The sequence below is a fragment of the Thermosynechococcus sp. HN-54 genome, assembly GCF_023650955.1.
In the GTDB taxonomy this organism is placed as follows: domain Bacteria; phylum Cyanobacteriota; class Cyanobacteriia; order Thermosynechococcales; family Thermosynechococcaceae; genus Thermosynechococcus.
The window spans coordinates 2,268,554-2,290,500 of the sequence record NZ_CP098039.1; the positions used below are offsets into that span (position 1 = coordinate 2,268,554).

At 53.1% G+C, this 21,947-nt stretch carries 28 protein-coding genes; 14 read left to right on the forward strand and 14 right to left on the reverse strand.

The features are described 5' to 3' along the window. Nucleotides 1-270, forward strand: coding sequence for a hypothetical protein (locus tag NBE99_RS11070; protein ID WP_250682118.1), 270 nt, complete (start codon nucleotides 1-3; stop codon nucleotides 268-270). A gap of 3 nt (nucleotides 271-273) precedes the next feature. On the opposite strand, the gene NBE99_RS11075 is transcribed toward NBE99_RS11070, so the two are convergent. The 4 genes from NBE99_RS11075 to aat all read right to left on the reverse strand — a co-directional run bounded on the left by NBE99_RS11075 (nucleotide 274) and on the right by aat (nucleotide 2,815). Continuing rightward, nucleotides 274-534: a YkvA family protein gene (locus tag NBE99_RS11075; RefSeq protein WP_250682119.1), complete on the reverse strand. Its 261-nt coding sequence runs from the start codon at nucleotides 532-534 to the stop codon at nucleotides 274-276. A gap of 76 nt (nucleotides 535-610) precedes the next feature. Next, nucleotides 611-1,129, reverse strand: a complete 519-nt coding sequence (locus NBE99_RS11080) for a DNA recombination-mediator protein A (RefSeq protein ID WP_250682120.1) — start codon at nucleotides 1,127-1,129, stop codon at nucleotides 611-613. A 74-nt stretch (nucleotides 1,130-1,203) separates the two neighbouring features. After that, complete coding sequence (locus NBE99_RS11085; protein WP_250682121.1) at nucleotides 1,204-2,028, reverse strand: YgcG family protein; 825 nt, start codon at nucleotides 2,026-2,028, stop codon at nucleotides 1,204-1,206. A gap of 196 nt (nucleotides 2,029-2,224) precedes the next feature. Next, a complete protein-coding gene (gene aat, locus NBE99_RS11090; RefSeq protein ID WP_250682122.1) occupies nucleotides 2,225-2,815 on the reverse strand; it encodes a leucyl/phenylalanyl-tRNA--protein transferase in 591 nt (196 codons plus the stop codon). A 52-nt stretch (nucleotides 2,816-2,867) separates the two neighbouring features. Between aat and NBE99_RS11095 the strand changes: the two genes are divergently transcribed. From NBE99_RS11095 to NBE99_RS11135, 9 genes are all read left to right on the forward strand, one after another. Next, nucleotides 2,868-3,404 carry a pentapeptide repeat-containing protein gene (locus tag NBE99_RS11095; protein ID WP_315897266.1) on the forward strand — a complete coding sequence of 179 codons (537 nt, stop codon included), beginning with the start codon at nucleotides 2,868-2,870 and terminating at the stop codon, nucleotides 3,402-3,404. A gap of 106 nt (nucleotides 3,405-3,510) precedes the next feature. Further along, a complete protein-coding gene (locus tag NBE99_RS11100) occupies nucleotides 3,511-4,503 on the forward strand; it encodes an NAD(P)H-binding protein (RefSeq protein WP_250682124.1) in 993 nt (330 codons plus the stop codon). 8 nt (nucleotides 4,504-4,511) lie between these two features. Beyond that, complete coding sequence (locus tag NBE99_RS11105) at nucleotides 4,512-5,447, forward strand: NAD(+) kinase (protein WP_250682125.1); 936 nt, start codon at nucleotides 4,512-4,514, stop codon at nucleotides 5,445-5,447. A gap of 16 nt (nucleotides 5,448-5,463) precedes the next feature. Beyond that, nucleotides 5,464-7,515 carry an NAD-dependent DNA ligase LigA gene (gene ligA, locus NBE99_RS11110; RefSeq protein ID WP_250682126.1) on the forward strand — a complete coding sequence of 684 codons (2,052 nt, stop codon included), beginning with the start codon at nucleotides 5,464-5,466 and terminating at the stop codon, nucleotides 7,513-7,515. 112 nt (nucleotides 7,516-7,627) lie between these two features. Then, nucleotides 7,628-8,359 carry a V4R domain-containing protein gene (locus NBE99_RS11115; RefSeq protein WP_399370522.1) on the forward strand — a complete coding sequence of 244 codons (732 nt, stop codon included), beginning with the start codon at nucleotides 7,628-7,630 and terminating at the stop codon, nucleotides 8,357-8,359. A gap of 45 nt (nucleotides 8,360-8,404) precedes the next feature. After that, entirely contained in the window at nucleotides 8,405-8,878 is a 474-nt protein-coding gene (locus tag NBE99_RS11120; RefSeq protein WP_250682127.1) for an allophycocyanin, read from the forward strand. 21 nt (nucleotides 8,879-8,899) lie between these two features. Next, nucleotides 8,900-9,370 carry an allophycocyanin gene (locus NBE99_RS11125; RefSeq protein ID WP_250682128.1) on the forward strand — a complete coding sequence of 157 codons (471 nt, stop codon included), beginning with the start codon at nucleotides 8,900-8,902 and terminating at the stop codon, nucleotides 9,368-9,370. A 148-nt stretch (nucleotides 9,371-9,518) separates the two neighbouring features. Next, nucleotides 9,519-10,403 (forward strand): PRC-barrel domain-containing protein, encoded by an 885-nt coding sequence (locus tag NBE99_RS11130; protein WP_250682129.1) that lies wholly within the window; start codon nucleotides 9,519-9,521, stop codon nucleotides 10,401-10,403. Between the two features lie 16 nt (nucleotides 10,404-10,419). Continuing rightward, complete coding sequence (locus NBE99_RS11135) at nucleotides 10,420-10,935, forward strand: DUF721 domain-containing protein (protein ID WP_250682130.1); 516 nt, start codon at nucleotides 10,420-10,422, stop codon at nucleotides 10,933-10,935. Here NBE99_RS11135 and cysE read toward each other — a convergent pair. The 3 genes from cysE to NBE99_RS11150 all read right to left on the reverse strand — a co-directional run bounded on the left by cysE (nucleotide 10,932) and on the right by NBE99_RS11150 (nucleotide 13,920). Next, complete coding sequence (gene cysE / locus NBE99_RS11140) at nucleotides 10,932-11,678, reverse strand: serine O-acetyltransferase (protein WP_250682131.1); 747 nt, start codon at nucleotides 11,676-11,678, stop codon at nucleotides 10,932-10,934. The genes NBE99_RS11135 and cysE overlap by 4 nt on opposite strands. Nucleotides 11,679-11,758: 80 nt before the next feature. After that, nucleotides 11,759-13,369 carry a citramalate synthase gene (gene cimA / locus NBE99_RS11145; protein WP_250682132.1) on the reverse strand — a complete coding sequence of 537 codons (1,611 nt, stop codon included), beginning with the start codon at nucleotides 13,367-13,369 and terminating at the stop codon, nucleotides 11,759-11,761. Then, on the reverse strand, nucleotides 13,366-13,920 hold the full coding sequence (locus NBE99_RS11150; protein WP_250682133.1) for a late competence development ComFB family protein: 555 nt from the start codon (nucleotides 13,918-13,920) through the stop codon (nucleotides 13,366-13,368). Before NBE99_RS11150 ends, cimA begins: the two co-directional genes overlap by 4 nt. A gap of 504 nt (nucleotides 13,921-14,424) precedes the next feature. Between NBE99_RS11150 and NBE99_RS11155 the strand changes: the two genes are divergently transcribed. Further along, nucleotides 14,425-14,592, forward strand: coding sequence for a hypothetical protein (locus NBE99_RS11155; RefSeq protein WP_250682134.1), 168 nt, complete (start codon nucleotides 14,425-14,427; stop codon nucleotides 14,590-14,592). A gap of 64 nt (nucleotides 14,593-14,656) precedes the next feature. Then, nucleotides 14,657-15,535 carry an FHA domain-containing protein gene (locus NBE99_RS11160; RefSeq protein ID WP_250682135.1) on the forward strand — a complete coding sequence of 293 codons (879 nt, stop codon included), beginning with the start codon at nucleotides 14,657-14,659 and terminating at the stop codon, nucleotides 15,533-15,535. On the opposite strand, the gene scpB is transcribed toward NBE99_RS11160, so the two are convergent. The 6 genes from scpB to NBE99_RS11190 all read right to left on the reverse strand — a co-directional run bounded on the left by scpB (nucleotide 15,495) and on the right by NBE99_RS11190 (nucleotide 19,990). Further along, a complete protein-coding gene (scpB, locus tag NBE99_RS11165) occupies nucleotides 15,495-16,016 on the reverse strand; it encodes an SMC-Scp complex subunit ScpB (RefSeq protein WP_250682136.1) in 522 nt (173 codons plus the stop codon). The genes NBE99_RS11160 and scpB overlap by 41 nt on opposite strands. 3 nt (nucleotides 16,017-16,019) lie before the next feature. After that, complete coding sequence (locus tag NBE99_RS11170; protein ID WP_250682137.1) at nucleotides 16,020-17,009, reverse strand: beta-ketoacyl-ACP synthase III; 990 nt, start codon at nucleotides 17,007-17,009, stop codon at nucleotides 16,020-16,022. Next, entirely contained in the window at nucleotides 17,009-18,034 is a 1,026-nt protein-coding gene (gene plsX, locus NBE99_RS11175) for a phosphate acyltransferase PlsX (RefSeq protein ID WP_250682138.1), read from the reverse strand. The genes NBE99_RS11170 and plsX overlap by 1 nt, the downstream gene beginning before the upstream one ends. A gap of 106 nt (nucleotides 18,035-18,140) precedes the next feature. Further along, complete coding sequence (locus NBE99_RS11180; protein WP_250682139.1) at nucleotides 18,141-18,674, reverse strand: gamma carbonic anhydrase family protein; 534 nt, start codon at nucleotides 18,672-18,674, stop codon at nucleotides 18,141-18,143. Nucleotides 18,675-18,722: 48 nt separating this feature from the next. After that, the gene (locus NBE99_RS11185; RefSeq protein WP_250682140.1) at nucleotides 18,723-19,382 is read right to left on the reverse strand and encodes a DUF4335 domain-containing protein; all 660 of its coding nucleotides are present in this window, start codon (nucleotides 19,380-19,382) and stop codon (nucleotides 18,723-18,725) included. Further along, nucleotides 19,382-19,990 (reverse strand): DUF3038 domain-containing protein, encoded by a 609-nt coding sequence (locus tag NBE99_RS11190; RefSeq protein ID WP_225901665.1) that lies wholly within the window; start codon nucleotides 19,988-19,990, stop codon nucleotides 19,382-19,384. Before NBE99_RS11190 ends, NBE99_RS11185 begins: the two co-directional genes overlap by 1 nt. Before the next feature lie 193 nt (nucleotides 19,991-20,183). Here NBE99_RS11190 and NBE99_RS11195 point away from each other — a divergent pair, with 193 nt between their 5' ends. Next, nucleotides 20,184-20,621 (forward strand): hypothetical protein, encoded by a 438-nt coding sequence (locus NBE99_RS11195; protein ID WP_250682141.1) that lies wholly within the window; start codon nucleotides 20,184-20,186, stop codon nucleotides 20,619-20,621. A gap of 37 nt (nucleotides 20,622-20,658) precedes the next feature. Next, nucleotides 20,659-21,114 carry a YbjN domain-containing protein gene (locus NBE99_RS11200; RefSeq protein ID WP_250682142.1) on the forward strand — a complete coding sequence of 152 codons (456 nt, stop codon included), beginning with the start codon at nucleotides 20,659-20,661 and terminating at the stop codon, nucleotides 21,112-21,114. Here the strand turns inward: NBE99_RS11200 and NBE99_RS11205 are convergent. Next, nucleotides 21,104-21,820 carry a pyridoxine 5'-phosphate synthase gene (locus NBE99_RS11205; protein WP_250682143.1) on the reverse strand — a complete coding sequence of 239 codons (717 nt, stop codon included), beginning with the start codon at nucleotides 21,818-21,820 and terminating at the stop codon, nucleotides 21,104-21,106. The genes NBE99_RS11200 and NBE99_RS11205 overlap by 11 nt on opposite strands. Nucleotides 21,821-21,947 lie beyond the last annotated feature (127 nt).

Genomic DNA, 21,947 nt, shown 5'->3' on the forward strand with positions numbered 1-21,947 from the left:
ATGGCACGGCTGCGGGAAGTGATCAATTGGCTCCTCGTTGCTGATACCTTCTTTGTCCTTGCCAGTTTTGGCTGGTTTGTGGTTGCCCTTATCGGGCGCTCTTTAGAGCTACCCCTTGGGTTTGACCTTTGGATCAGCCTCTGGGAACCCCTCTTTATGCCAGCCATCGGCATCTTGATGGCGGCTGCACTGATCAACGGTGCCCTGAGCTATGTGCAAAACCGCTGGCTACTCCGCTCTGTGGGCAATGACTTGCGATCGCGGGATTAGTCTCTAAATGTGCTCTGCTTCTACATCTACGGTGGTGGTGATGTTGGGCGATCGCCGATGCTTAACCCAATCCACCAGCAATTGCGTTATCTCACTGGCAAGAATCACCATGACGGTGACATCGTCCAATTGACCAATGATCGGCACTAAATCGGGTGAAATGTCCAAAGGACTGAGCAAATAGATCAAGCTGGCAGCAATAATAAACCAGCGATATTTAGGATGCCGCAATATATTCCGATACCAGTTGTAGAAGCCACCCATGGAGTATCAACCTTGAACCCTGCTCCTATTCTGGCATAGGGATTAAACTGGCCTAGGTGGGGAAAACCGTCCCCGGCTAATCAAAGTAAAAGAGCGTCACCACCTTATGCTGCTCTTCCGCCAGTTGACAGGTTTGCAGCAGCGTGTGGCTATCGTGGAAAGCAAAACAAATCAGTTGCTGGCAGCGGGAAATAATTTCCTGATTACACAGAGAACTGGCTTCCGCAAGGGGGAGATGATCGTTTTCCGGCTTTTCCACCAAGTGCATCACCTTATCCAGTTGTTGGCGGGACTCGCGAGGCTGGCGCTCTAGACTCTGAGGCAAGATCACCGTCAGCAAATTCGGGTCTGCTCGCATTGCTCCGCGAATAGCAGCCGCATTGGTTCCCACAGCACCTGAGGTCATCAAGCGGTTACCGGCCAGCACGAGGGCATAGCTCATCATTTCAATAAGGTGCTGATGGGTAATGGGAACATGACGCGAGCCAAGGAGCGCAATCCGTTTGGGGCCAGAGTCTTGGATTGTCGCTAATTCCTGCAAAAACTCATCAATTTGGGGGGAATCAATGCCCGGAAGATTAGTCGCCTGCGTCAAGAGAGTGTCTCATGTGCTACGGAACGACGCTATTTTAGCATTTTGGTCTTCAATTCTAGTAGGGGTCAATCCAGTTACCAACTGCCCGAAGCCCCCCCACCTGAGGAATGCCCACCCTCATCATCACTGCGGCTCGAGTAACTGTCATCATAGCTGGAGTAACTGCGGTAGCGATCGTCATCATCGTAGTAAGAGGGGCGAGAGCGATACTGAGGCTGCGGACGGTTTCCTGAAAAGAGATTGAAAATAAACTTGACGATCGCAAAAACAATGATGAAGGGAATCAAAATAATCAGGCCGACAATGATAATGACGATAAAAATCCCCGTGATAATGTTGCCAGCGGGAGTGCTCGCGTAAGTTGAAGTTGAGGGAACGGTGCTGCCAGAGGTTGTCAATTGATGCGTACCTAATTCATTGAGCAAGGCGCGCACCCCATTCATGATCCCCTGTGCCATCTGACCCCGGCGAAAATCCGGCAGCATATAGCGATCAATGACGGTTTGCATACGCGGGTTCCAACCGCTGCCATAGGCACTGCCCAATTGAATTCGCACCTTCCGATCGCCGGGAGGAACCAACATCATCACGCCATCATTGCGCCAACGGCTACCCACACCACGATGGTTAAATAAATCCGTGGCAAAGGCTTCAAAACTCGGGTGTTGGTTGCTGTAATCTCGATAGGAGGGAATGGTTACCAGCAGGACTTGCTGATTGGTGCGTTGATGAAACGCCTGAAGTTCCGAACGAACCTGTTCTCGCTGGGGATAATCTAAAACCTTAGCTAAATCGTTGACGTAGGTATCGGGTAAATCAGGGAAACGCACATAGGCTTGAATAGGCGACGGCGCAAGCGTCAAAATCAAACCAGCCACCACAGAAAGGATCAGCAACAAAGGGCGGTTTCGCCAGCGCAAAGTAATCATTTTTTTGAAGAGAGTGCGTCTTGGCTCACAGTATAGCTTTTCTGCTCAAAAAAATTCACAAAATGTGTGTATTGATGACTAATTTATCACTAAGTTTAGTTTAAGAATAGATTAATTATTTAATTATTTCTGATAGATAATTGAGGCAGGCACTTGTCTTAGAGCACTAGAGAAATTGACAGGGTTGACGAATTGCCTGTGCCAATAACTGCCGATACTCGCGATCGCTGACGATATAAGCCCCAAAGCGCTCAAGATGGGGATTTTGCAGTTGGGCATCAAACAGCAGAAAGCCGCGACGCCGCAGATGTTCCACTAGTCTCACCATCGCCACTTTTGAGCCGTCGGGGATGCGATAGAACATGGACTCACCAATAAATGCGCCGCCAATAACAATACCGAGAATGCCCCCTGCGAGTTCATCGCCCTGCCACGTTTCAAAACTCACCGCCCAACCCGTGGCGTAAAGCAGATGGTACACCTCCTTGAGACGGGGCGTAATCCATGTACTCGGGCGATCGGCACACCCATCGACCACGGCAGCAAAGTCTCGGTTAATCGCCACTTGAAAGCGATTTTGATTGAGCACCCGCTGCAAAGACTTCGGATAGCGAAACCGCTCATCCAAAGGAATCAGTGCCCGCTGGCGACTGGTGTACCACTCTAGGTCATTGTCCTCCCCCATCAGAAAGTAACCTTGGGCGTAGCCTCCCTCAATAATGGTTTTGCGTACCCACGCTGCCTCAGGGATATGCATACTGATACTCTGAACAATAGAAGCCTGACATTACTTAGATGGATTTAGATGAATGTTGCCTATGCTACTCCCATCTTCGGCTGTGACGACAACCATAAGCCGTTACTGGCGCTGGTGTGTGGCATTGCTACTGGCGATTTTGTGGATTCTGCTGACGCCGACGGGGGCGATCGCCGAAGATTACACCAAAGAAGCCCTGATCAACATGGATTTTTCCGGACGGGATCTGCGGGGTTCGGAATTTACAAAAGCCAACCTCTTCCACAGCAACCTCAGCCACACCAATCTTCAGGGGGTGAGCTTCTTTGGCGCCAATATGGAAACGGCTAACCTTGAAGGTGCCGATTTACGCTACGCCACGTTGGATACTGCCCGCCTCGCTAGGGCCAATCTCACCAACGCCATCCTTGAAGGCGCCTTTGCCTTTAATACCAACTTTGACGATGCCATTATCACCGGTGCTGACTTTACCGATGTGGAACTGCGCGAAGATGCCCAGCGCAAGCTCTGTAAGGTTGCCAGTGGCACCAATCCCGTGACGGGGCGCAAGACTTGGGAGACACTCCACTGTGAAGACTTTGCGTCTTAATGCGTCTCCAGTTTACTCAAGGGACGATGATCCCCAAGGGCGATCGCCCATGTCGGGAATTCTGATAAAGTATTACAAAAGTTAAGATTTATGACTAGAGTTTTTCATGAACGTTTTTATTGTTGGCGGTACGGGTACCCTAGGGCGGCAAATTGTGCGCCGCGCCTTAGATGAAGGACATCACGTCTATTGTTTTGTCCGCAGTCCAGCCAAAGCCACGTTTCTGCGGGAATGGGGCGCCACCATTCTCCAGGGAAACCTCTGTGCTGCCGACAGTATTCTTGAGGCATTGAAGTACGCCAAAGCTTCGGTGGTCATTGATGCTTCTGCCACTCGCCCCACTGATACACTGACGATTGAAGCAGTGGATTGGCAAGGCAAGGTCAACTTGATTCAGGCTGCCCAAGCGGCTGATATTCAACACTTTATCTTCTTCTCGATCATGGGAGCGCAGGATTATCCCCATGTGCCCCTGATGCAGATCAAACACTGTACCGAAGACTTTTTGCGCGAATCGGGACTAAACTACACGATCCTGCGCCCCTGTGGCTTCTTTCAAGGTTTGATTGGCCAGTATGCAATTCCCATTTTGGAGAACCAATCAATTTGGGTTCTAGGGGAATCCACGGCCATTGCCTACATGGATACTCAGGACGTGGCCAAGTTTGCTGTGCGGGCGATTGATCGGCCAGCCACCTATGGCAAAACCTTTGATCTAGCGGGCACCCGTGCCTGGACAGCAGATGAAATTATTAAGCTGTGTGAAAATCTCTCAGGACAGGAGGCGAAAATTACTCGCTTGCCCATTGGCGTATTGCGAGCGGCTCGCCAAGCCACCCAGTGGTTTCAGTGGACATGGAACATTAGCGATCGCCTCGCCTTTACGGAAGTGATTGCCAGTGGTCGCGTCTTTAATGCCCCAATGGCGGAGGTCTATGAGACATTTGGCCTCGATCCCAGCGAAACCCTGACCCTTGAGGCCTATTTACAGGACTATTTCACCCGAATTCTGCGTAAACTCAAAGAATTGGATTACGAAAAAGCCAAACAGAAAAAATCTGGACGCAAAAAACGCAGTCCTTTTAAGTCCACCCCCTAGGAGTTGCTGTGAAGGCGGGGATCATCTACAACGAAGGCAAACCCCTCGCGGTTGAATTGGCCACCCGTGTCCGCCAAATTTTAGAACTTGAGGGCTGGGAAGTGCACATGGCCACGGGGATTGGTGGCATTCTTGGCTATTCCCGTCCCGATAGTCCCGTCTGCCATACCCCCATTGATCAACTGGTGCCCCCCGGCTTTGATGCCTCTATGGCTTTTGCTGTCGTTCTCGGCGGCGATGGCACGGTGCTTTCCGCCTTTCGGCAGTTGGCCCCCTGTGAGATTCCGCTGCTCACCATCAACACCGGACACTTGGGCTTTCTCACCGAGGGCTACGTCGCCGATTTAGAACCTGCCCTTGATCAAGTGCTGCGCGGCGACTACACGATTGAAGATCGCACGATGCTCACGGTTCAAGTCCTCCGCGATCAAACTGTCATTTGGGAAGCCCTCTCCCTCAATGAAATGGTGATCCACAAGGAACCCCTCACGGGGATGTGCCACTTTGAAGTGGATGTGGGTGCCCATGCCCGTGTTGACATTGCTGCCGATGGCCTGATTCTCTCTACGCCGACGGGTTCTACGGCCTATGCCCTCTCAGCAGGGGGACCCGTGATTACCCCCAGTGTCGCTGCCCTGCAATTGGTGCCGATTTGCCCCCACTCTTTGGCGTCTCGTGCCCTTGTTTTTGCCAATAGCGAACCTGTGTGGATCTATCCTGCGAATCCCTTCAAGCATCTGATTCTTGTCGTGGATGGGAATGCAGGCTGTTACATTCAGCCAGAGGATCAAGTCTTTGTTCAATGTGCTCCCTACCGTGCTCGCTTCATTCGCTTGCGATCGCCAGAATTCTTCCATGTGCTGCGGCAAAAGCTGGGCTGGGGATTACCCCACGTCGCCAAACCGCGGCCAAAAGAGAAACCGAAGGAGAGCGACAATTCCTAGGAACCAGAAGTGACCAATGACGACGGCAGCGGAACGGATTCAACAACTACGGCATCTGCTTCAGCGGGCGAGCTACGCCTACTATGCCCTCGATCAGCCGATCATGGAGGATGCCGTCTATGACCAGTTGTATCGGGAACTTCAGGAACTGGAAGCAGCTCATCCTGAGTACATTACCCCCGACAGTCCCACCCAGCGGGTGGGAGAGGCTCCTGTCAGCCAGTTTGTCAGTGTCAGCCATCGAATTCCCCTCTATAGCCTCGAAAATGCCTTTACCTTTGCCGATATGGTGGCGTGGCAGGAACGCTGGCAACGCTATTGGTGTAGCCTACGGCGAGAGGAGCCAATTCCCGCGGCGGAATATGTCTGCGAACTAAAAATGGATGGCGTGGCCCTTGCCTTGACCTATGAAAAGGGTTTACTAGTGCGGGGTGCCACTCGCGGCGATGGCCAACGCGGTGAGGACATTACCAGCAATGTGCGGACGATTCGCACGATTCCCCTGCGGCTAGCCGTAGAGAATCCACCGCCAATCGTTGAAATTCGCGGCGAAGCTTTTTTGCCTTTGGAGCGATTCCATCAACTGAACCAAGAACGCCAAGCCCAAGGAGAGGCTCCTTTTGCCAATCCCCGTAATGCAGCGGCCGGTACCCTCCGTCAACTGGATCCGCGGATTGTTGCCCAACGCCAACTGGACTTTTTTGCTTATGCACTGCATTTGCCCGAAGGGGGTAGCGTTCCCTTGGGTGAAGCACAAGAAGGAGAACCCCAATCCCAGCGGCAAGTGCTCAATGCCCTACAACGTCTCGGCTTTCGGGTCAATCCCCACAATGCTGACTGCCCTGATCTAGAAGCTGTGAAGGCCTACTACGACCACTGGCAAACGGCACGCCACCAATTGCCCTATCTCACCGATGGCATTGTGGTCAAGCTCAATGATTTAACGCTGCAACAGACCCTTGGGTTTACGCAAAAGTTTCCTAGAGGTTGTATCGCTTGGAAGTACGAACCAGAGCAGGCCATTACCGATGTGGTGGCAATTACGGTTCAAGTGGGACGCACGGGTGCCCTGACTCCTGTGGCTGAACTGGTACCCGTCCAACTGGCCGGTACAACTGTGTCGCGGGCAACACTCCACAATGCAGACTACATTGCTGAATTGGACTTGCACATTGGCGATAAGGTGGTGATCCACAAAGCGGGGGAAATTATTCCAGAGATTGTGCGGGTCTTTCCCGAATTGCGACCGGCAACCGCACAACCCTTCACCATGCCCACTACTTGTCCCGAATGTCATCAGCCGGTGGTGCGCCCTGCCAACGAAGCCCTGAGTCGCTGTGTCAATCCTCGGTGTCCAGCAATTCTGCGTGGCCAAATCCTCCACTGGGCTAGTCGCGATGCTCTAGATATTCAAGGGTTGGGGGAAAAACTAGTCCAGCAATTGGTGACCAAGGAACTGGTACGTACCCCTGCGGATCTCTATCGCCTCACGGCCGAACAACTCTTGAGTCTAGAGCGCATGGGTCAAAAGTCCGCTGATAAACTTTTGCAAGCCATTGCCGACTCGAAACAACAACCTTGGCCACGGGTGCTCTATGGTTTGGGGATTCGCCACGTCGGCAGCGTTACTGCCCAAGTTCTCGCTAGCCACTTTCCGCGGGTGGAGCAACTAGCAGCAGCGACAGTAGCGGATCTTTGTGGGCTACATGGCATCGGTGCAGAAATTGCCCAAGCGGTTCACGAATGGTTCCAAGATCCAGACCATCAAGCCCTCATTGCCGATCTCAAAGCCCTAGGACTCCAACTGGCTGAGGCGACAGCTCCCGCACCAACCACAGGGCAATCCCTTGCCGGCAAACGCTTTGTGATTACAGGCACCCTGCCCACCCTCACCCGTGAACAAGCTAAAGCACTGATCCAAAAGTACGGCGGCCAAGTGAGTGAGAGTGTCAGTCGGCAAACAGATTATGTGGTGGTGGGCGAAAAAGCGGGCAGTAAATTGCGGCGCGCGCAGGAATTGGGGATTCCCTGCATCAATGAAACAGAACTTGTAGAAATGTGTCGTTAGACAAAAAATCAGTGGGAGTACGGAGCCACACCCCTCAAAAATCTTTTAGCCTAAAAAGTGTGGCTGCTCAATGTCTAGAATTCAAGCATGATAGGGGGCAATTCGCTGATCTATGGTTTCTGTCACGCCGTCTCGCGCTAGTGGGGGTGCCAATGCCATGACCCCTGCCCAAGGCTACAAGCATCAGTTACACCACACCCATCCCACGCGCACCAATCATTACAGTCTCCGGGATTATCTTCAATTTGATAGCCAACGCGGGAGCATTACCGATTGGTACGATCAGCGGGTAACCCTAGTGACAGAAGATTTTGTTATTGGCTTAGTGGAAGGCCTTGAAGAGGAAGTCGGCTCCGCCTCTGCTTTGGTGATGTACAGAATTGGCGAAGAGTGGGGCAAGCGGGATGCTGTGCTCTTCAAGCAACACTTTGAGCAGGAGTATCAGCGGGAGCTGCGCAAGTCCGCCCTGACATTTATCTTGGAGGCGTGGTGGTGGCCATTTACCACTCAGGGCGGGGGTAACTGGGAAGTGGATCTCACGGAGCAAAAGAATGGTTTTATGTTCATTAATATCTTTGACTCCGTGGTGGCGCGCTCCCTTGGGGATGTGGGTAAACCCGTGTGCTACATCTACGCGGGTCTCTTTGCCGGTTTCTTTACAGGACTCATTCAAAAGCCCCTCAGCTGTATCGAGTTGCAGTGCTATGCCATGGGGGAAACCTACTGCAAGTTTTTGGTTGGTAAGCAGGATCGCATTGATGCTGCCGCCTTCTGGCAAAACGAGGGAGCCACGGCACGGGATATTGAAAAACGTCTGCGCCAAGGGGAGCTGGTGAAACGATAAGCCACAGGTGAGTGTGTTCATTTATTTTCTAGCGAGGGTTGCCCTATGTTCCGTCAGTTGAATCACTTAACCGTTGTCGCCGATGGTCGCTATGCCCGGCCGGAGGAATTAAATTTTCTGCGGGAGTACTTGGCCTCGGTGGAGACTCGCATCAGTGCCTACGAAAAAATCCGCGCTGAGGCGGAAATGATGGCGGATAAAATTCAATCCATGCAAAAGGCAGAAAATCCCCGCTGTTTTCATTTGATCAATGGCGATCGCTCAGAAATTTGCCGTCGTGACTTGGTGGATACAATTCGCCTATGTGCTTCGGCAATGCTCTTTTCCGAGTTGGATTTGCTGCGGGATAACTTCCTGCTCTGGTATCGCACCATTGTCAAATCCTTTAACTACGAGGTGTCTTCCTCCTCCACCTATGGCAAGTACCTGCCGAACATGACGAAGCAACTGCTCACGCCCGAAGAACAACGGGTGATGCAGCCTGTCCTTGCCCTCGGCAGTTCAATTTTGTCAGAATAGAGTTGTTGTGGGGTAGGACTTATGCTGCGTCAATTGGAAAAACTCAGCCTTGAGGCGGACGGTCGCTATGCTAGTGCCAAGGAACTAGAATTTCTCAGAAATTATCTAGCAGCAGCGGAGCAGCGCATCAGTGCCTACGAAAAAATCCGCGATGCTGAGGAGAAAATCCTTGATCAGGTGGAGCAGCAACTGCGCGCCAAAAGTCCCCACATCTTCCGTAAGGGCAACCAAGACTATTCGGCGGTGTGTCGGCGCGATCGCAAGCATGTGCTGCGCCTAGCGGCAGCGGCCATGTTATTTGCCGATCTCGATGCCCTGCGGGATGGCTTTTTGCTGTGGTACCGCACGATTATCAAGGCCTTCAAGGACGAGAAGGTGGCGCAAGTGACGTACCAAGTCCTGCCCCAAGCGGTCAATCAAGTGCTCTCGGGCGAGGAAACACCGTTAGTGCAGCCTGTGATGGCACTTACCCAGTCCATCCTAGGGGAATAGACTCCCCCCACTCAGCAGTGTGGCAAAAATGCGCTAGCCTAGAAGCACCGATTGCACGGGGCAATTTATCACTCCTGCGATCGCCTTTGGCGTACCATTGGTATTCGCCGCTATAGTATTACTAAGATTCATTGGGATACACAAAGGCATGACCATATCGGCGCAATTGCTGCAACGGGCAGATTTGATCGGTACACAGGTAATTACCCGTGATACTGGTCGGAAGTTAGGCGTCATTAATCAAGTTTGGGTCGATATTGACCAGCGGCAAGTGGTGGCCTTGGGGGTACGCAATACCCTCTTTACAGGGGAGCAACGCTACATTCTTCTCGACAGTATTCGCCAAATTGGTGATGTCATTCTCGTTGAGCACGATGATGATGTCACTGAGGCTCTCAATACCTACAACTACAGCACACTGATTGATAGTGAGATTGTTACTGAAACCGGCGAAGTGCTGGGTAAGGTACGGGGCTTTAAGTTTGATCCCGAAACGGGCGACATTACAGATTTGATTTTGGCTTCCATTGGCTTGCCTTGGATTCCGGCTCAACTAATTAGCACCTACGAGTTGCCCATTGAGGAAATTGTCAGTACCGGGCCGGATCGCATTATTGTCTTTGAGGGGGCAGAAACCCGCCTACGGCAGTTGACAGTGGGTCTCTTAGAACGGGTCGGCTTGGGGGCACCCCCTTGGGAAAGCGACGAGGACGAGTACTATCAACCCGTTACGCCGAGCAGTAATCAATTGCCCTCCGGGGCGCGATCGCCCGTCTATCCACCTCAACGCAGCCGCAATGACTATCAAGAGGACTGGGAAGCTGCCCCCCGTCGTCGCCGGCGTCAACCGGAATATGTGGACTATGAGGAGGAGGCGTATGAGTACGAGGAGCGACCTCGCCAAGTCAAGCCTCCAGCGAAGGCGATGCCCGTAGAACTGCCGGAGTCCGAACCGACTGCAGACCCGTGGGAAGAACCACAACCCATTCGCCTCGAACAGCGGCAAAAGCAAGAGGAATACGATCACGAATAGTCGGGGATAGTCCGCAATGGCCTATACCCCACTGGCCACAGTACTTCAGCACTGGCAGCAGGCTCCTGAATGGCAGCAGCCCCAGCGGTTCTTGCGTCTCTTGGAGCAGTGGCCGCAGCTGGTGGGGTCAATTGTGGCCGAACATGCTGTTCCTGTGGAACTCACAGGGCAAGGGGTTTTGCGTGTGGCCGTTGCCAGTAGTACATGGGCGCAGCATCTGATGTTCTCGCGATCGCGCCTCATGGCCAAAATTCAGCAGACCCTTGGCATTGCTCTCACCGATATTCGCTTTTCCAATCGCGACTGGCGCCGCCGCCCTCAGACCACAACAGAGGAGGCGTTACCGCAGGTGGGTCAGCTTCCCAGCGTATTACCTGCAGCCACTCCCCAAGAGGCGTTTCAGCGCTGGCAAGCTCAAGTCCGCCAGCGATCACGGGACTATCCCCTCTGTCCCCGTTGTCAGTGCCCCACTCCCCTCGAAGAATTGCAGCGCTGGGGACGTTGTGGCCTGTGTTATACGCGAGCGCTCTAAATACCAGCGCCGTTGAGAAACTCTTCAATGGGGCGATCGCTGAGGCGGCAGGCTTGGCCTTGGGAGGCTGGCAAATCTCCTTGAACAAGAGCAGGCACCTTTTCTTGCTCCCGCTGTTGCAGCATCTGCACCTGTTTTTCTAGCAGTTCAATGCGATCCAAGAGATAACGAATCGCCTCCGCTTCGGAGTCAGGGAGTTGGCCGTGTTCCAAGGGAGCAATTTTGGCACCTGTGCGATAGACAATTCGCCCCGGAATGCCAACGACCGTACAGTCTGAGGGGACATCCCGCAGCACCACTGACCCTGCCCCAATGCGAACATTATCGCCAATGGTGAGGTTGCCCAAAACCTTTGCGCCAGCGCCGACAACCACGTTTTCACCAAGGGTGGGGTGCCGCTTTCCCGTTTCTTTACCCGTACCACCGAGGGTCACTCCCTGATAGATCAAGCAATAGTCACCAACAACGGCTGTTTCACCAATGACCACTCCCATGCCGTGATCAATGAAAACGCCCTTGCCAATCGTAGCGCCGGGGTGAATTTCAATACCCGTGAGGAGGCGGGCGATGTGGGAAATGAAACGGGGGACAAAGGGAATCCCCCGCCGCCACAGCCAGTGGCTCAAACGGTGCAGAACAATAGCCTGAAGTCCAGGATAGCAAAAGACAACCTCTAACCAATTGCGGGCAGCGGGATCCCGCTCAAAGATAATTTGGAAATCTGCTTTGAGGGTGCTGAGCACACGCGGCTCCTTGGCAGTGATGCAACTTATACACCAGTTTCGATCTTAGCGGATTTTGCCGAGGTTCCAGCAAGCAGGCCTCAGGAGGCCACCAATGAGGAGGGTTGCGATCGGCGGCTGCGTTGCAGACCATACTCAAGGGCTTCGGCAACCGCTTGGTAGGAGGCTTCAATGATATTGGCAGAGACACCCACCGTTGCCCAGCGATCGCGCCCATTACTGGATTCTACCAGCACCCGTGTTTTGGCTGCCGTGCCAGCATGGCCATCTAAAATCCGCACCTTGTAGTCCGTCAGGTGAAACTCGGCAATCTCTGGATAGAAGGACATCAAGGCCTTGCGCAGCGCCTGATCTAATGCTGAGACAGGACCATTGCCCTCCGCCGCTGTGAGCATCTCCTCCCCATTGACCTCAACTTTAACTGTGGCCAAGGATTGGCTGCGAATGGTTGCTTCTAAGTGGCGTGAATCCGTGCGGCAAAAGACATCAAAGCCCTTGAGGGTAAACGGTCGCTGGCGTTGTCCGAGTGCCTCCTGAATGAGTAGTTCAAAGCTGGCCTCAGCCGCTTCAAATTGATAGCCTTCGCTTTCTAGCTGCTTGATTCGCTCCAAAATTGTCCGACTCAAGGGATTCTGGCGATCCAACTCAAAGCCCAGTTCACTGGTTTTCGCCAAGATATTGCTGATACCGGCCTGCTCAGAAATGATAATGCGCCGTTGATTGCCCACTAAATGCGGCTCAATATGTTCGTAGGTACGGGGGTTACGTTGCACAGCACTGACATGGATTCCCCCCTTGTGAGCAAAGGCCGACAGCCCCACATAGGGCGCGTGATCATCGGGGGCAAGGTTGACAATTTCACTCACATGGCGGCTAACTTCGGTTAGTGTCGCCAACTGCTCTGGGGTAACACAGTCATAGCCGAGTTTCAATTGCAGGTTGGGAATCAGCGTACACAGATTAGCATTGCCACAGCGTTCGCCATAGCCATTTATCGTTCCCTGCACCATTCGCACCCCCGCTTGAACCGCCGCAAGGGCATTGGCTACGGCTGTACCAGCATCATTGTGGGTGTGAATGCCCAAGCAATCCAGCGCACCGAAATGCTCGATTACCTCAGCCACCACCGCCCGAATTTGATGGGGCAGACAACCGCCATTTGTATCGCAGAGAACCAACCAATCGGCACCCGCCGCTAAAGCGGTTTCAAGGGTTTGCAGCGCATAGTCAGGGTTGGCGAAGTAACCATCAAACCAATGCTCAGCATCGTAGATCACCCGCCGTCCATGGGATTTCAAGAACTGAATGGAATCGGCAATCATGGCGCAGTTTTCTGCCAAGGTGGTCTTGAGACCTTCGGTGACGTGCAGATCCCAAGATTTGCCAAAAATCGTTACCCAGCGGGTACCGGCCGCTAGAATCGGCTCAAACATCGGCTCTTCTGCGGCTTTGCGTCCAGGCCGACGGGTGGCACAAAAGGCAACCACTTCTGCCTGTTGGAGGGGCATTTCCTGCAACTGCCAAAAAAACTGTACGTCCTTGGGATTGGCGCCCGGCCAACCCCCCTCAATAAAAGGAATGCCGAGGCGATCCAGTTGACGGGCAATCCGCAGCTTATCCTCAAGGGAGAGGGAGAGGCCTTCCCGCTGGGCGCCATCACGAAGGGTGGTATCGTACAGCCAAATTTTCACCGTGCGGACTCTCCCTTGGGACGCTCATAGTCATTGGCATAGGCTTGCAGCAAAGAACTGACTTGAGTAAAGACCTCTTTGCCGGAGGTTTTGCCAATGGCCGATCGCTCCGGATGAAATTGCGGCCGTGCCATGCTGTGGTTAATGGCCTCTTGGACTTGGGTACGAATTAAGTCCATCAACTCTTCTTCGGCACGCTGGCGTTGATATTGTGCTCCCTCTTCAGTCGTGGCATAGAGTGGGGGCAGGCGGTTGAGGGCATAGGCGGCAATGTCCCCCAAATCCAAGGCGCAGTCTTGCTCCGCTTCAATGGCGGCAATGCGGGTAATGGCTTCTGTGAGCACCAGTTCTTCCATAACGTTGATAAACTGCTTGCGGGGAACCGCCACCACTTGACCCGTCAAGAGAGCACCCATGAGGCGATCTAAGGCCATGTAGTCTTCCACAGAAAGTTCGGTGGCTTTGTCGCAAATGCGTCCTACTTCTGCCTCTTGGGTTGGTGTCAGATAGCCATTGCGCAGTGCTTGTTCAACAATCTCTTGAATCCCCATACGTGTTTCCGCCGTAATTGCTGTAGGGGCATTTCCCCCACTCAAATTTAGTATATGCTGAGGAACTGCCAAGGACAGGGACAATTTTGCGTTTTAGGATTCAGGATAGGCATGGGCGATCGCTCGCTTTGTTCTCAGGTCTGAATCAGCAGCAGATGCCTTTTCACAAGGATCGAAGAGGCTCAAGAGAGTCAAATCTGCGGTAGCAGAAACTGTCGTCACCTTGAGATACCTCACCCATAGTGTAGAAAAGAACCGTCGGGTAACGATAAGAACTGTTGCAAACAGCCACCAACGACTGCAAAATCTTCATACTTGTATAGCCAAGTGGTAAAATTGTTATAGGAAGTAATTAATGACGAGCAGTTGCTCACGTTAGTTTAGTTTCCCCGCTGGCGGTCTATGGTAATTTGGCTATCGTCTTTTGTACACGCGGTAGAGCCATTGCGAGTGCCGATTTGTTTTTGTGCTGCATGGTTACTAGTAGCAACTTTGGCGTGGACGATGTGGCAATTTACACAGGAGGGGCTGACGATCGCTCGCCGCTTGCATCAAATTCCCTGTGCCCGCTGTCGCTTCTTTTCAGGAGACTATCGGCTAAAGTGCTCACTGCATCCCAATTGGGCAGCTACCGAAGCCGCCATTCAATGTCCCGACTATCATTTTGAATAGACATTTTGAATAGAACGCTGAAAGACCCAATTCATTCCTAGAGGCAGTTGGAAGAGAGATCACTTTGTTAACACAGTATCCACAATTGGTCATCTCAACAGAGGCCAGCACCTATATTGTCCCTCTTACCGAAGGAAATTCATGGGTGATTGGTCGAGGCAAAGACTGCACAATTGTTTTGGCGGATCGCTGGGCTTCGCGTCGCCACGCCATGATTCAGCGGCTGGATAATGATGATTATTATCTCATTGATTTGGGGAGTCGCAATGGCTGTGTGCTGAATGGTCAAATGATTCAGGTGCCAACACTCCTGAAAACGGGCGATCGCTTTGTTATTGGCAAAACAACCCTCGAATTTCGCACCGATGAGGCGGTTTCCACCACGCCGCCGGACGCTCCTGTTGCCCTTCAGCCCACCATTCTGATTATTCAACCCCCCGGCATTCAGGGACAAATTTGGCAAGAACTGCTGCGGAGTCAGGGTCTAGAAGTGATTGTTGAATCGGGGCAAATTAACAGTCGCCGCATTATCAGTGATTTGGTAACCCTGATGCAGCGCAACCCAGATCTCTTGCTCCTTGACTCCCAACTAGAAACACCGGATATTGGCAACCTCTTGAACTGGATCAAGGCAACCTATCCCAAGCTGCGCAGTTTCATTATTGACCGCTACGACAACCACATTTCCCCTATGCAGCGACAATGGGCAGTAGAACATGGAGCAATTGATTGGTTACCGGCTCTGCCCGATGAAAATTTGACGATGTATGGTGCTGAAATTGCCGCTCACCTGCGCCGGATTCTCAAGGCCTTGGGGCGCAACAAACTAGAGCAAGACAAGCTCGCAGTTGCCCTTTTGAATCTGCAATTAGCGACAAATGATGATTTACCCTCCCAGTTGCTCAGTGAGTATGTGAATCGCCCGCCGTCTCCTCCGCAATAGTTGGCAGTTGATCCACTTGGAAATACTGGTGAAAGCGCTCAGTGACTTGGAGGATGTAGGAGCGACTTTGGCTATCCCGCCGCCGCTGAATAAAACCAAGGGTGAGGAGTTCTTGAATGTGCTGGTAGGCGCTGGAGCCACGCATCTCAATCACCTCAGTTTGCCGAATTGGCTCCCGCAAGGCAATCAGTGCTAGGGTGCGCTGTGCTGCAACTCCCAATTCAACAGGGACAAGGGACTGAACCAGTTCTTGAAAAGCGGGCTTGAGTTGCAGGCTGTATTTATCGTCAATTTGCACAATTTCAAGGGCGGTTTGGCGATGGGCATAGTCGTTGAGTAGCTCAATCAGTGCCAGTTCAACGGCCTCAGGAGCAGTGGCGGCGAGGGTTGCTAGTTCAGCAAGGGTCAGGGGCTGCGCCTTCAGGTATAGAATGGCCTCTACCCGCATCGCTAATGTACGCAGGTCAGTGTCCCCTTGCATAGGCTATTGCCAGCGGAACAGGGCAGCTCCCCAAGTCAAACCAGCACCAAAGCCAGCGGTGGCAATTAAGTCTCCGGGTTGAATATGCCCCTGTTGAATTGGAGCCGCAAGGGCAAGGGGAATCGAGGCGGCGGAGGTATTACCACACTGACCCACATTGCTAATCATTTTCTCCTGAGGGATGCCTAAACGCTCAGCCACAGCATCAAGGATGCGTTGATTTGCCTGATGCAACACCAGCCAGTCAATTTCCTCAACCGTACACCCCGCGCGGTGCAGGGCTTTCTCAATGACTTCGGGAACTTGGGTGACGGCAAAGCGATAGACTTCACGCCCATTCATGGCAATGGGAGCAAATCCCCCTTGGGCGATCGCGAGATTATCCCCTAAGGTCTGGGGAGTACCAGCAAAGGCAAGGGTAAGGTGCTCGTTGAGGCGGCCATCACTGCGCAATTCAAAGCTGAGGAGCTGATCAGCATCGCTGGCTTGCAAGACCATCGCGCCGGCGCCATCGCCAAAGAGAATGCACGTCCGGCGATCGCCCCAATCCACCCAGCGAGAGAGAATATCCCCGCCAATGACAAGGGCACTGCGGTAGGCACCCGTGCGCAAATACTGAGACGCCGTAACCAAGGCAAAGAGAAAGCCAGAACAAGCAGCCGTTAAATCAAAGGCCACAGCATTTAGCGCCCCAATGCGAGTTTGCACCAAGCAGGCGGTGCCAAAGAGATCATCGGGCGTAGAGGTAGCCAAGATGATCAAATCTACTGCTGTGGGTTCTAGGCCGGCCATCTGTAGGGCTGCGCCCGCCGCTTCGCTGGCCAAATCCACAAGGCGCTGGTCAGGAGCTGCCACGTGCCGTTCTTGAATGCCCGTACGGGATTGAATCCACTCGTCAGAGGTATCCACAAGGGCACTGAGGTGGGCATTGGTCAAGCATTGACGGGGGGTTGCCGCGCCCACGCCGCTAAATTTAACGCCCTGCACAGTCACTAAGCCTGATCCTCAACGGCAACGGCATGCTGATAACAGGCCTGAATCCGCTCTGAAACACGATGATCCACTGCTTCCTTGGCTAAACGAATGGCATTAAAAATCGAGGGCGCTTGGGAACTGCCGTGGCTAATGATACAGATGCCATCCACCCCCAACAGCAAACCACCCCCATGTTCCGCATGATCAATCCGCTGCTTAATTTTGCGGAGATTGGGACGCAGCAGTGCCGTACCCAGTTGCCCCCGCCAGCCCCGAGGTAGCTCTTCGCGGAGAATTTGGACGAGGACGCTACCCAAGGATTCAGCAAATTTAAGCAGAACGTTGCCGACAAAGCCATCACAGACGACGACATCAAATTGTCCCGACAGGACATCGCGGCCTTCGGCATTGCCCAAAAAAGAGATTTGGCGATTTTGCCGCAGGAGTTGATGCGCCTTGAGAGCGAGATCATTGCCTTTGCAGTCCTCTTCACCAATGTTGAGCAAGCCCACCTTGGGATCTTCGACATCCAAGACGTACTGGCTGTAGATCGAACCCATGACCGCAAATTGCTCAAGGTATTTGGGGCGGCAGTCCACATTGGCACCGACATCGAGGACAAGAACGGATTTACCGGGGATAAGGGTGGGTAAGACTGCACCAATGGCGGGGCGATCAATGCCGGGGAGTCGGCCCAAGCGCAATAGTGCCGCAGCCATCGCTGCTCCTGAGTGACCAGCAGAAACAACCGCATCAGCCGCACCTGCTTTGACCATATCCATCGCCACGTTAATTGAGGCCTTGGGTTTCTTTTTCAGGGCGGTCAGGGGTTCTTCCCCCATTTCCACAACATCACTCGCTTCGACAATTTGGGGCTTGGCTGTGGGGGCATGTTCATTGAGGTAGCGCTGAATGGGCACCGGATCACCCACAAGGAGAATATCGGCATCTAATTCTTCACTGGCTCTGAGGGCACCGGCAACAATCTCATCGGGAGCATAGTCACCCCCCATGGCATCCACAGCAATCCGTGCACGAGTCATTGGCTGAACTCTTACGAGAAAATCCTTCAGAATTCTAGCAGATGACAGCGCTTTTCCTAAGAATGGCGAACACTGAACACGATGAGGGGCAGTTTAGGACAAGCTTCTACGGATAGAATCCCAGATCGGTGCCTGTGCCATTGTGGACATGGGCCAGTTGTTCATACTTGCGCGCATGCTGGCGTAGATCGGCGGCTTCAGTGTCACTCACTTCTCGCACCGCTTTAGCGGGAATGCCCACAACCAAAGAGCGTGGGGGGACATCTTTGCTGACCACTGCTCCTGCACCGACAATACTGCCAGCTCCGACTCGAACGCCATTGAGAATCACGGCGCCAATGCCAATTAAGCAGCCATCTTCAACGGTTGCCCCATGAATGACCGCGCGATGCCCGACAGTCACTTCTGCACCGAGAATCGTGGGTTGTCCCGGATCGCCATGGAGGATGGCACCATCTTGAACGTTGGTGTGGGCACCAATCTCGATGTACTCCACGTCACCGCGTAACACAGCGCCATACCAAATGCTACAGCCTTCACCCAAGCGGACATCGCCAACAAGGGTGGCATTGGGGGCAATAAAGGCAACGCGATCGCGAGCAACGGGGGGCCAAAAAGCACTAGGGGCAGTGATTACCATGGTTTATTCCAAGCATCAAAAAACTAAACGACAGTTTCCAAGCTCGGCCTAAGGATTCGGGGGTTGTGGTGTCGTGGGTGCTGGTGAGGGCGTGACGGCCTCGGGGGTGGGAGGCAGGGCTTCCTCGCGGGGGGGACGACGCTCGGGCACCGGTAGATGGAAAAAGATCGCAACCATTACGGCTAAGCTAGCGGCGCCAATACCCAAGGGCATCAGTTGTTTGCGCAAAGGCACCGCAGGGGCGATCGCCCGCCGGGGGAGGGAATGGAATGTTGGTATCAGGGTAGGCAGTGTTTGGCTATCACTACAGAGCTGATCTAGCGCCTCTACTAAATCCGCCAGTTGCAGCCAAGTGAGCTGGACTTCTAGGGTTTCGGCGGGTGACTCTGCATTCTCTTCGGGGGACGCTTGCAGTAGCTTGCGCGGAATATGGAGGGATACTTGATTAAAGGCCTGAATCTCGACCTGAATCGGGTACTGGGGCGATCGCCGTAACTTGACACCACTCAACCACGTTTGCGCCGCTGCGGGCACACTATTGAGCAACGCCACAAGGAATTCTTTCCCGCCCTTGACCCGCTGATTCTGGCCAATAATTTCCCACTCGCAGAGGGTGACAATATCCAACTGCTCTGGGCCGGCTTGACCACTTAGCCCTTCAATTCGCAGTGTGCAATTGGGCAATGAATACTGGCGTTGCAGCAGCATTAACTCACTTCCCCGTCAAATAAACTAAACCAGAGGCGTTCCATGCCCTTTGTGCCTGCACAGAGCAGAAGTTGTGCCAACAGCTTTAGACCCAACTCATTGAGGGCTTGGTTATTTTTGTAGAGAAAGAGACCCGATCGCTGGAGGTTCATGCGTTTGCGAAAATGGCGGCGAAAGCGATCTAAATACTCCGCCAAGGGGGCATAGGTTTCTGGGGGCAAATTTTGCGCCTGCAATTGATCCAACACCAAAAGTAAATGCCGCAGGATTGCCGTTTGCCGCCGCGCCACTTGCACAACGACTGCGGTGAGTGCCTTTGTTTCTGCCAAGGGCAAGGGGGTACGCTGGGTAATTTGGCGAAAGGGATTGGTGCAGCGAATTTGCCAAAATACGACCCGATTGGGGATCATCACTTGCAGTTGCAGATCCCGCAGCACTTGCAGCATCAACTCGGAGGCATGCAAATCAACGCACTCTAGGGCAAGCAACAATAAATCCAATTGCCAACGTGCCCGCCGAGGACACACACTCACCCCTTGGGGGTCGGGCAGTGCTGCCAACATCGGGGGTAATAGCTCAACTTCAGGGGATTCGATTGTTGCTGGCATTGAGTTTGCCGTTTCCATAGACCCTAGAACGCTTACTATACAGCAATAGTGACAGCAGTCATGTTGAAATAGGCCTAGATGATCTTAGCCGTTTCTCCGATGACGACGGCTGCTTATCTCTATGTTGCCCACTACACTGATTTTTCGAAAAGCAGGCTAGACTTGAGGGGAGCCACATGATTGTGAGGTTGCAATGAGTCAAGAGATTCCCCCCCCAGAAGCCTATGTGGTGCTTGGACTAGCTCATTGTTTTGTGCAAGTGGAGGGAAAACTCCAGCCCGTAGAGGTGATTGAGCCGATTCCCTCAGCGGCTTTGGAAGCCTTGCTCCATGGCTTGCCCACTTCCTATAGTGAAGCCCATGCCCTCACCTATGGTACTGCCCAAGACCTGCAGCAGGTGCAGCAGCAGTTTCCCCCCAGTGCCCATCTATGTGATGACTATGGCGATCGCCTAGCAGCAGCCGTACGTACCTACATTGCCCGTCCCCAAAGTACCCGCCACATTCCCCTTGGCGAAACCTATCGCAACTTTAATACCTCTACTGAACGCAAGCGGGTGCTGAACTCTGAACGCATTGTCACTGCTGCCGATAACGTCAAACAACACGCCTATACGCACCAAGTCCTCTAACTTAAACTCGTTGTTTTGATTCACCAAAGGAATGACTATGGTCAGTGACGTACAGCCTGCTCCCTCAACCTCCTCTGAGACCTCTCCTGAAAATTGGGTTGAGATTATTGAAACTGTCATTTCTGGCCTTCACCAAGGGGAAGCCCCCCTCGTTGGCCAAACGGACAGTGGCAAGATTTGGATGTTTCGCTACGGTAGTGCTGAGGTCTTTGTGCAGTTGAGTGGCCACACGGAGGAGGACTTTCTCACGATTTGGTCACCGGTGTTGCCCCTGCCTGTAACGGATGAATTGGCACTCTATCGTAAACTGCTGACGTTGAACTGGCTCACTACCCTCGAGGCACACTTTGCCATTGCTGAGGGACAGGTTCAAGTCGTGGCTACCCGTACCCTAGGGGGCATTAGTGCGGGTGAAATTGCCCGCTTGATTACGATTGTGGCGACACTAGCGGATGATTACGATGACGCCCTCAAGGCTGAATTCAAGGGCTAATGAGGGCTTTCATATCCCGTACTGCTTGCACCATACCCACAAGAACAGCCCGGCTAATAATCGTGTGGCCAATATTGAGTTCTTCAATCCCTTCAAGGCGGGCGATCGCCCCCACATTGGTGTAGGTCAGCCCATGACCTGCATTCACCCGCAAGCCCAATGATTTTGCCTGTTGGACACCATGAGCTAAAATTACTAATTCCTGCTGTTGCGCCGCTTCCCCCTTGGCTTCGGCATAGCGACCGGTGTGCAGTTCGATAAATTGAGCCGTGGTTTTGGCGGCGGCTTCCAGTTGGGCAGGATCCGCGTCAATGAATAAACTCACAGGAATTCCTGCTCCTTGAAGGGTTTTCACCACTTGGGTCAAGGGTTCCTGCTGACCCACCACATCTAGTCCCCCTTCGGTGGTGACTTCTTCGCGCCGCTCGGGTACCAATGTCACGTAATCTGGGCGAACGTCAAGGGCGATCGCCACCATTTCGGAGGTGGCAGCCATCTCTAGGTTCAAATGGGTGCGTACCGTTTGTCGCAGGAGGCGCACATCCCGCTCTTGAATATGGCGACGATCTTCGCGCAGATGTACGGTAATGCCATCAGCTCCCCCCAGTTCTGCCAAAACAGCTGCGGCTACGGGATCGGGTTCAACCGTGCGCCGGGCTTGGCGAATCGTTGCCACATGATCAATGTTGACCCCTAGGGTTGCCACTGCGATCGCTCCTTGTCGGAATAGAAGCTCAACCTTTCGGATAATACACCAAGGCAAGGCTTCATGTCGGTTGTCCAAGCTGTCCATTTGCAACCTTTTGGGGCAATCGATAGACTAACCCCGTAGG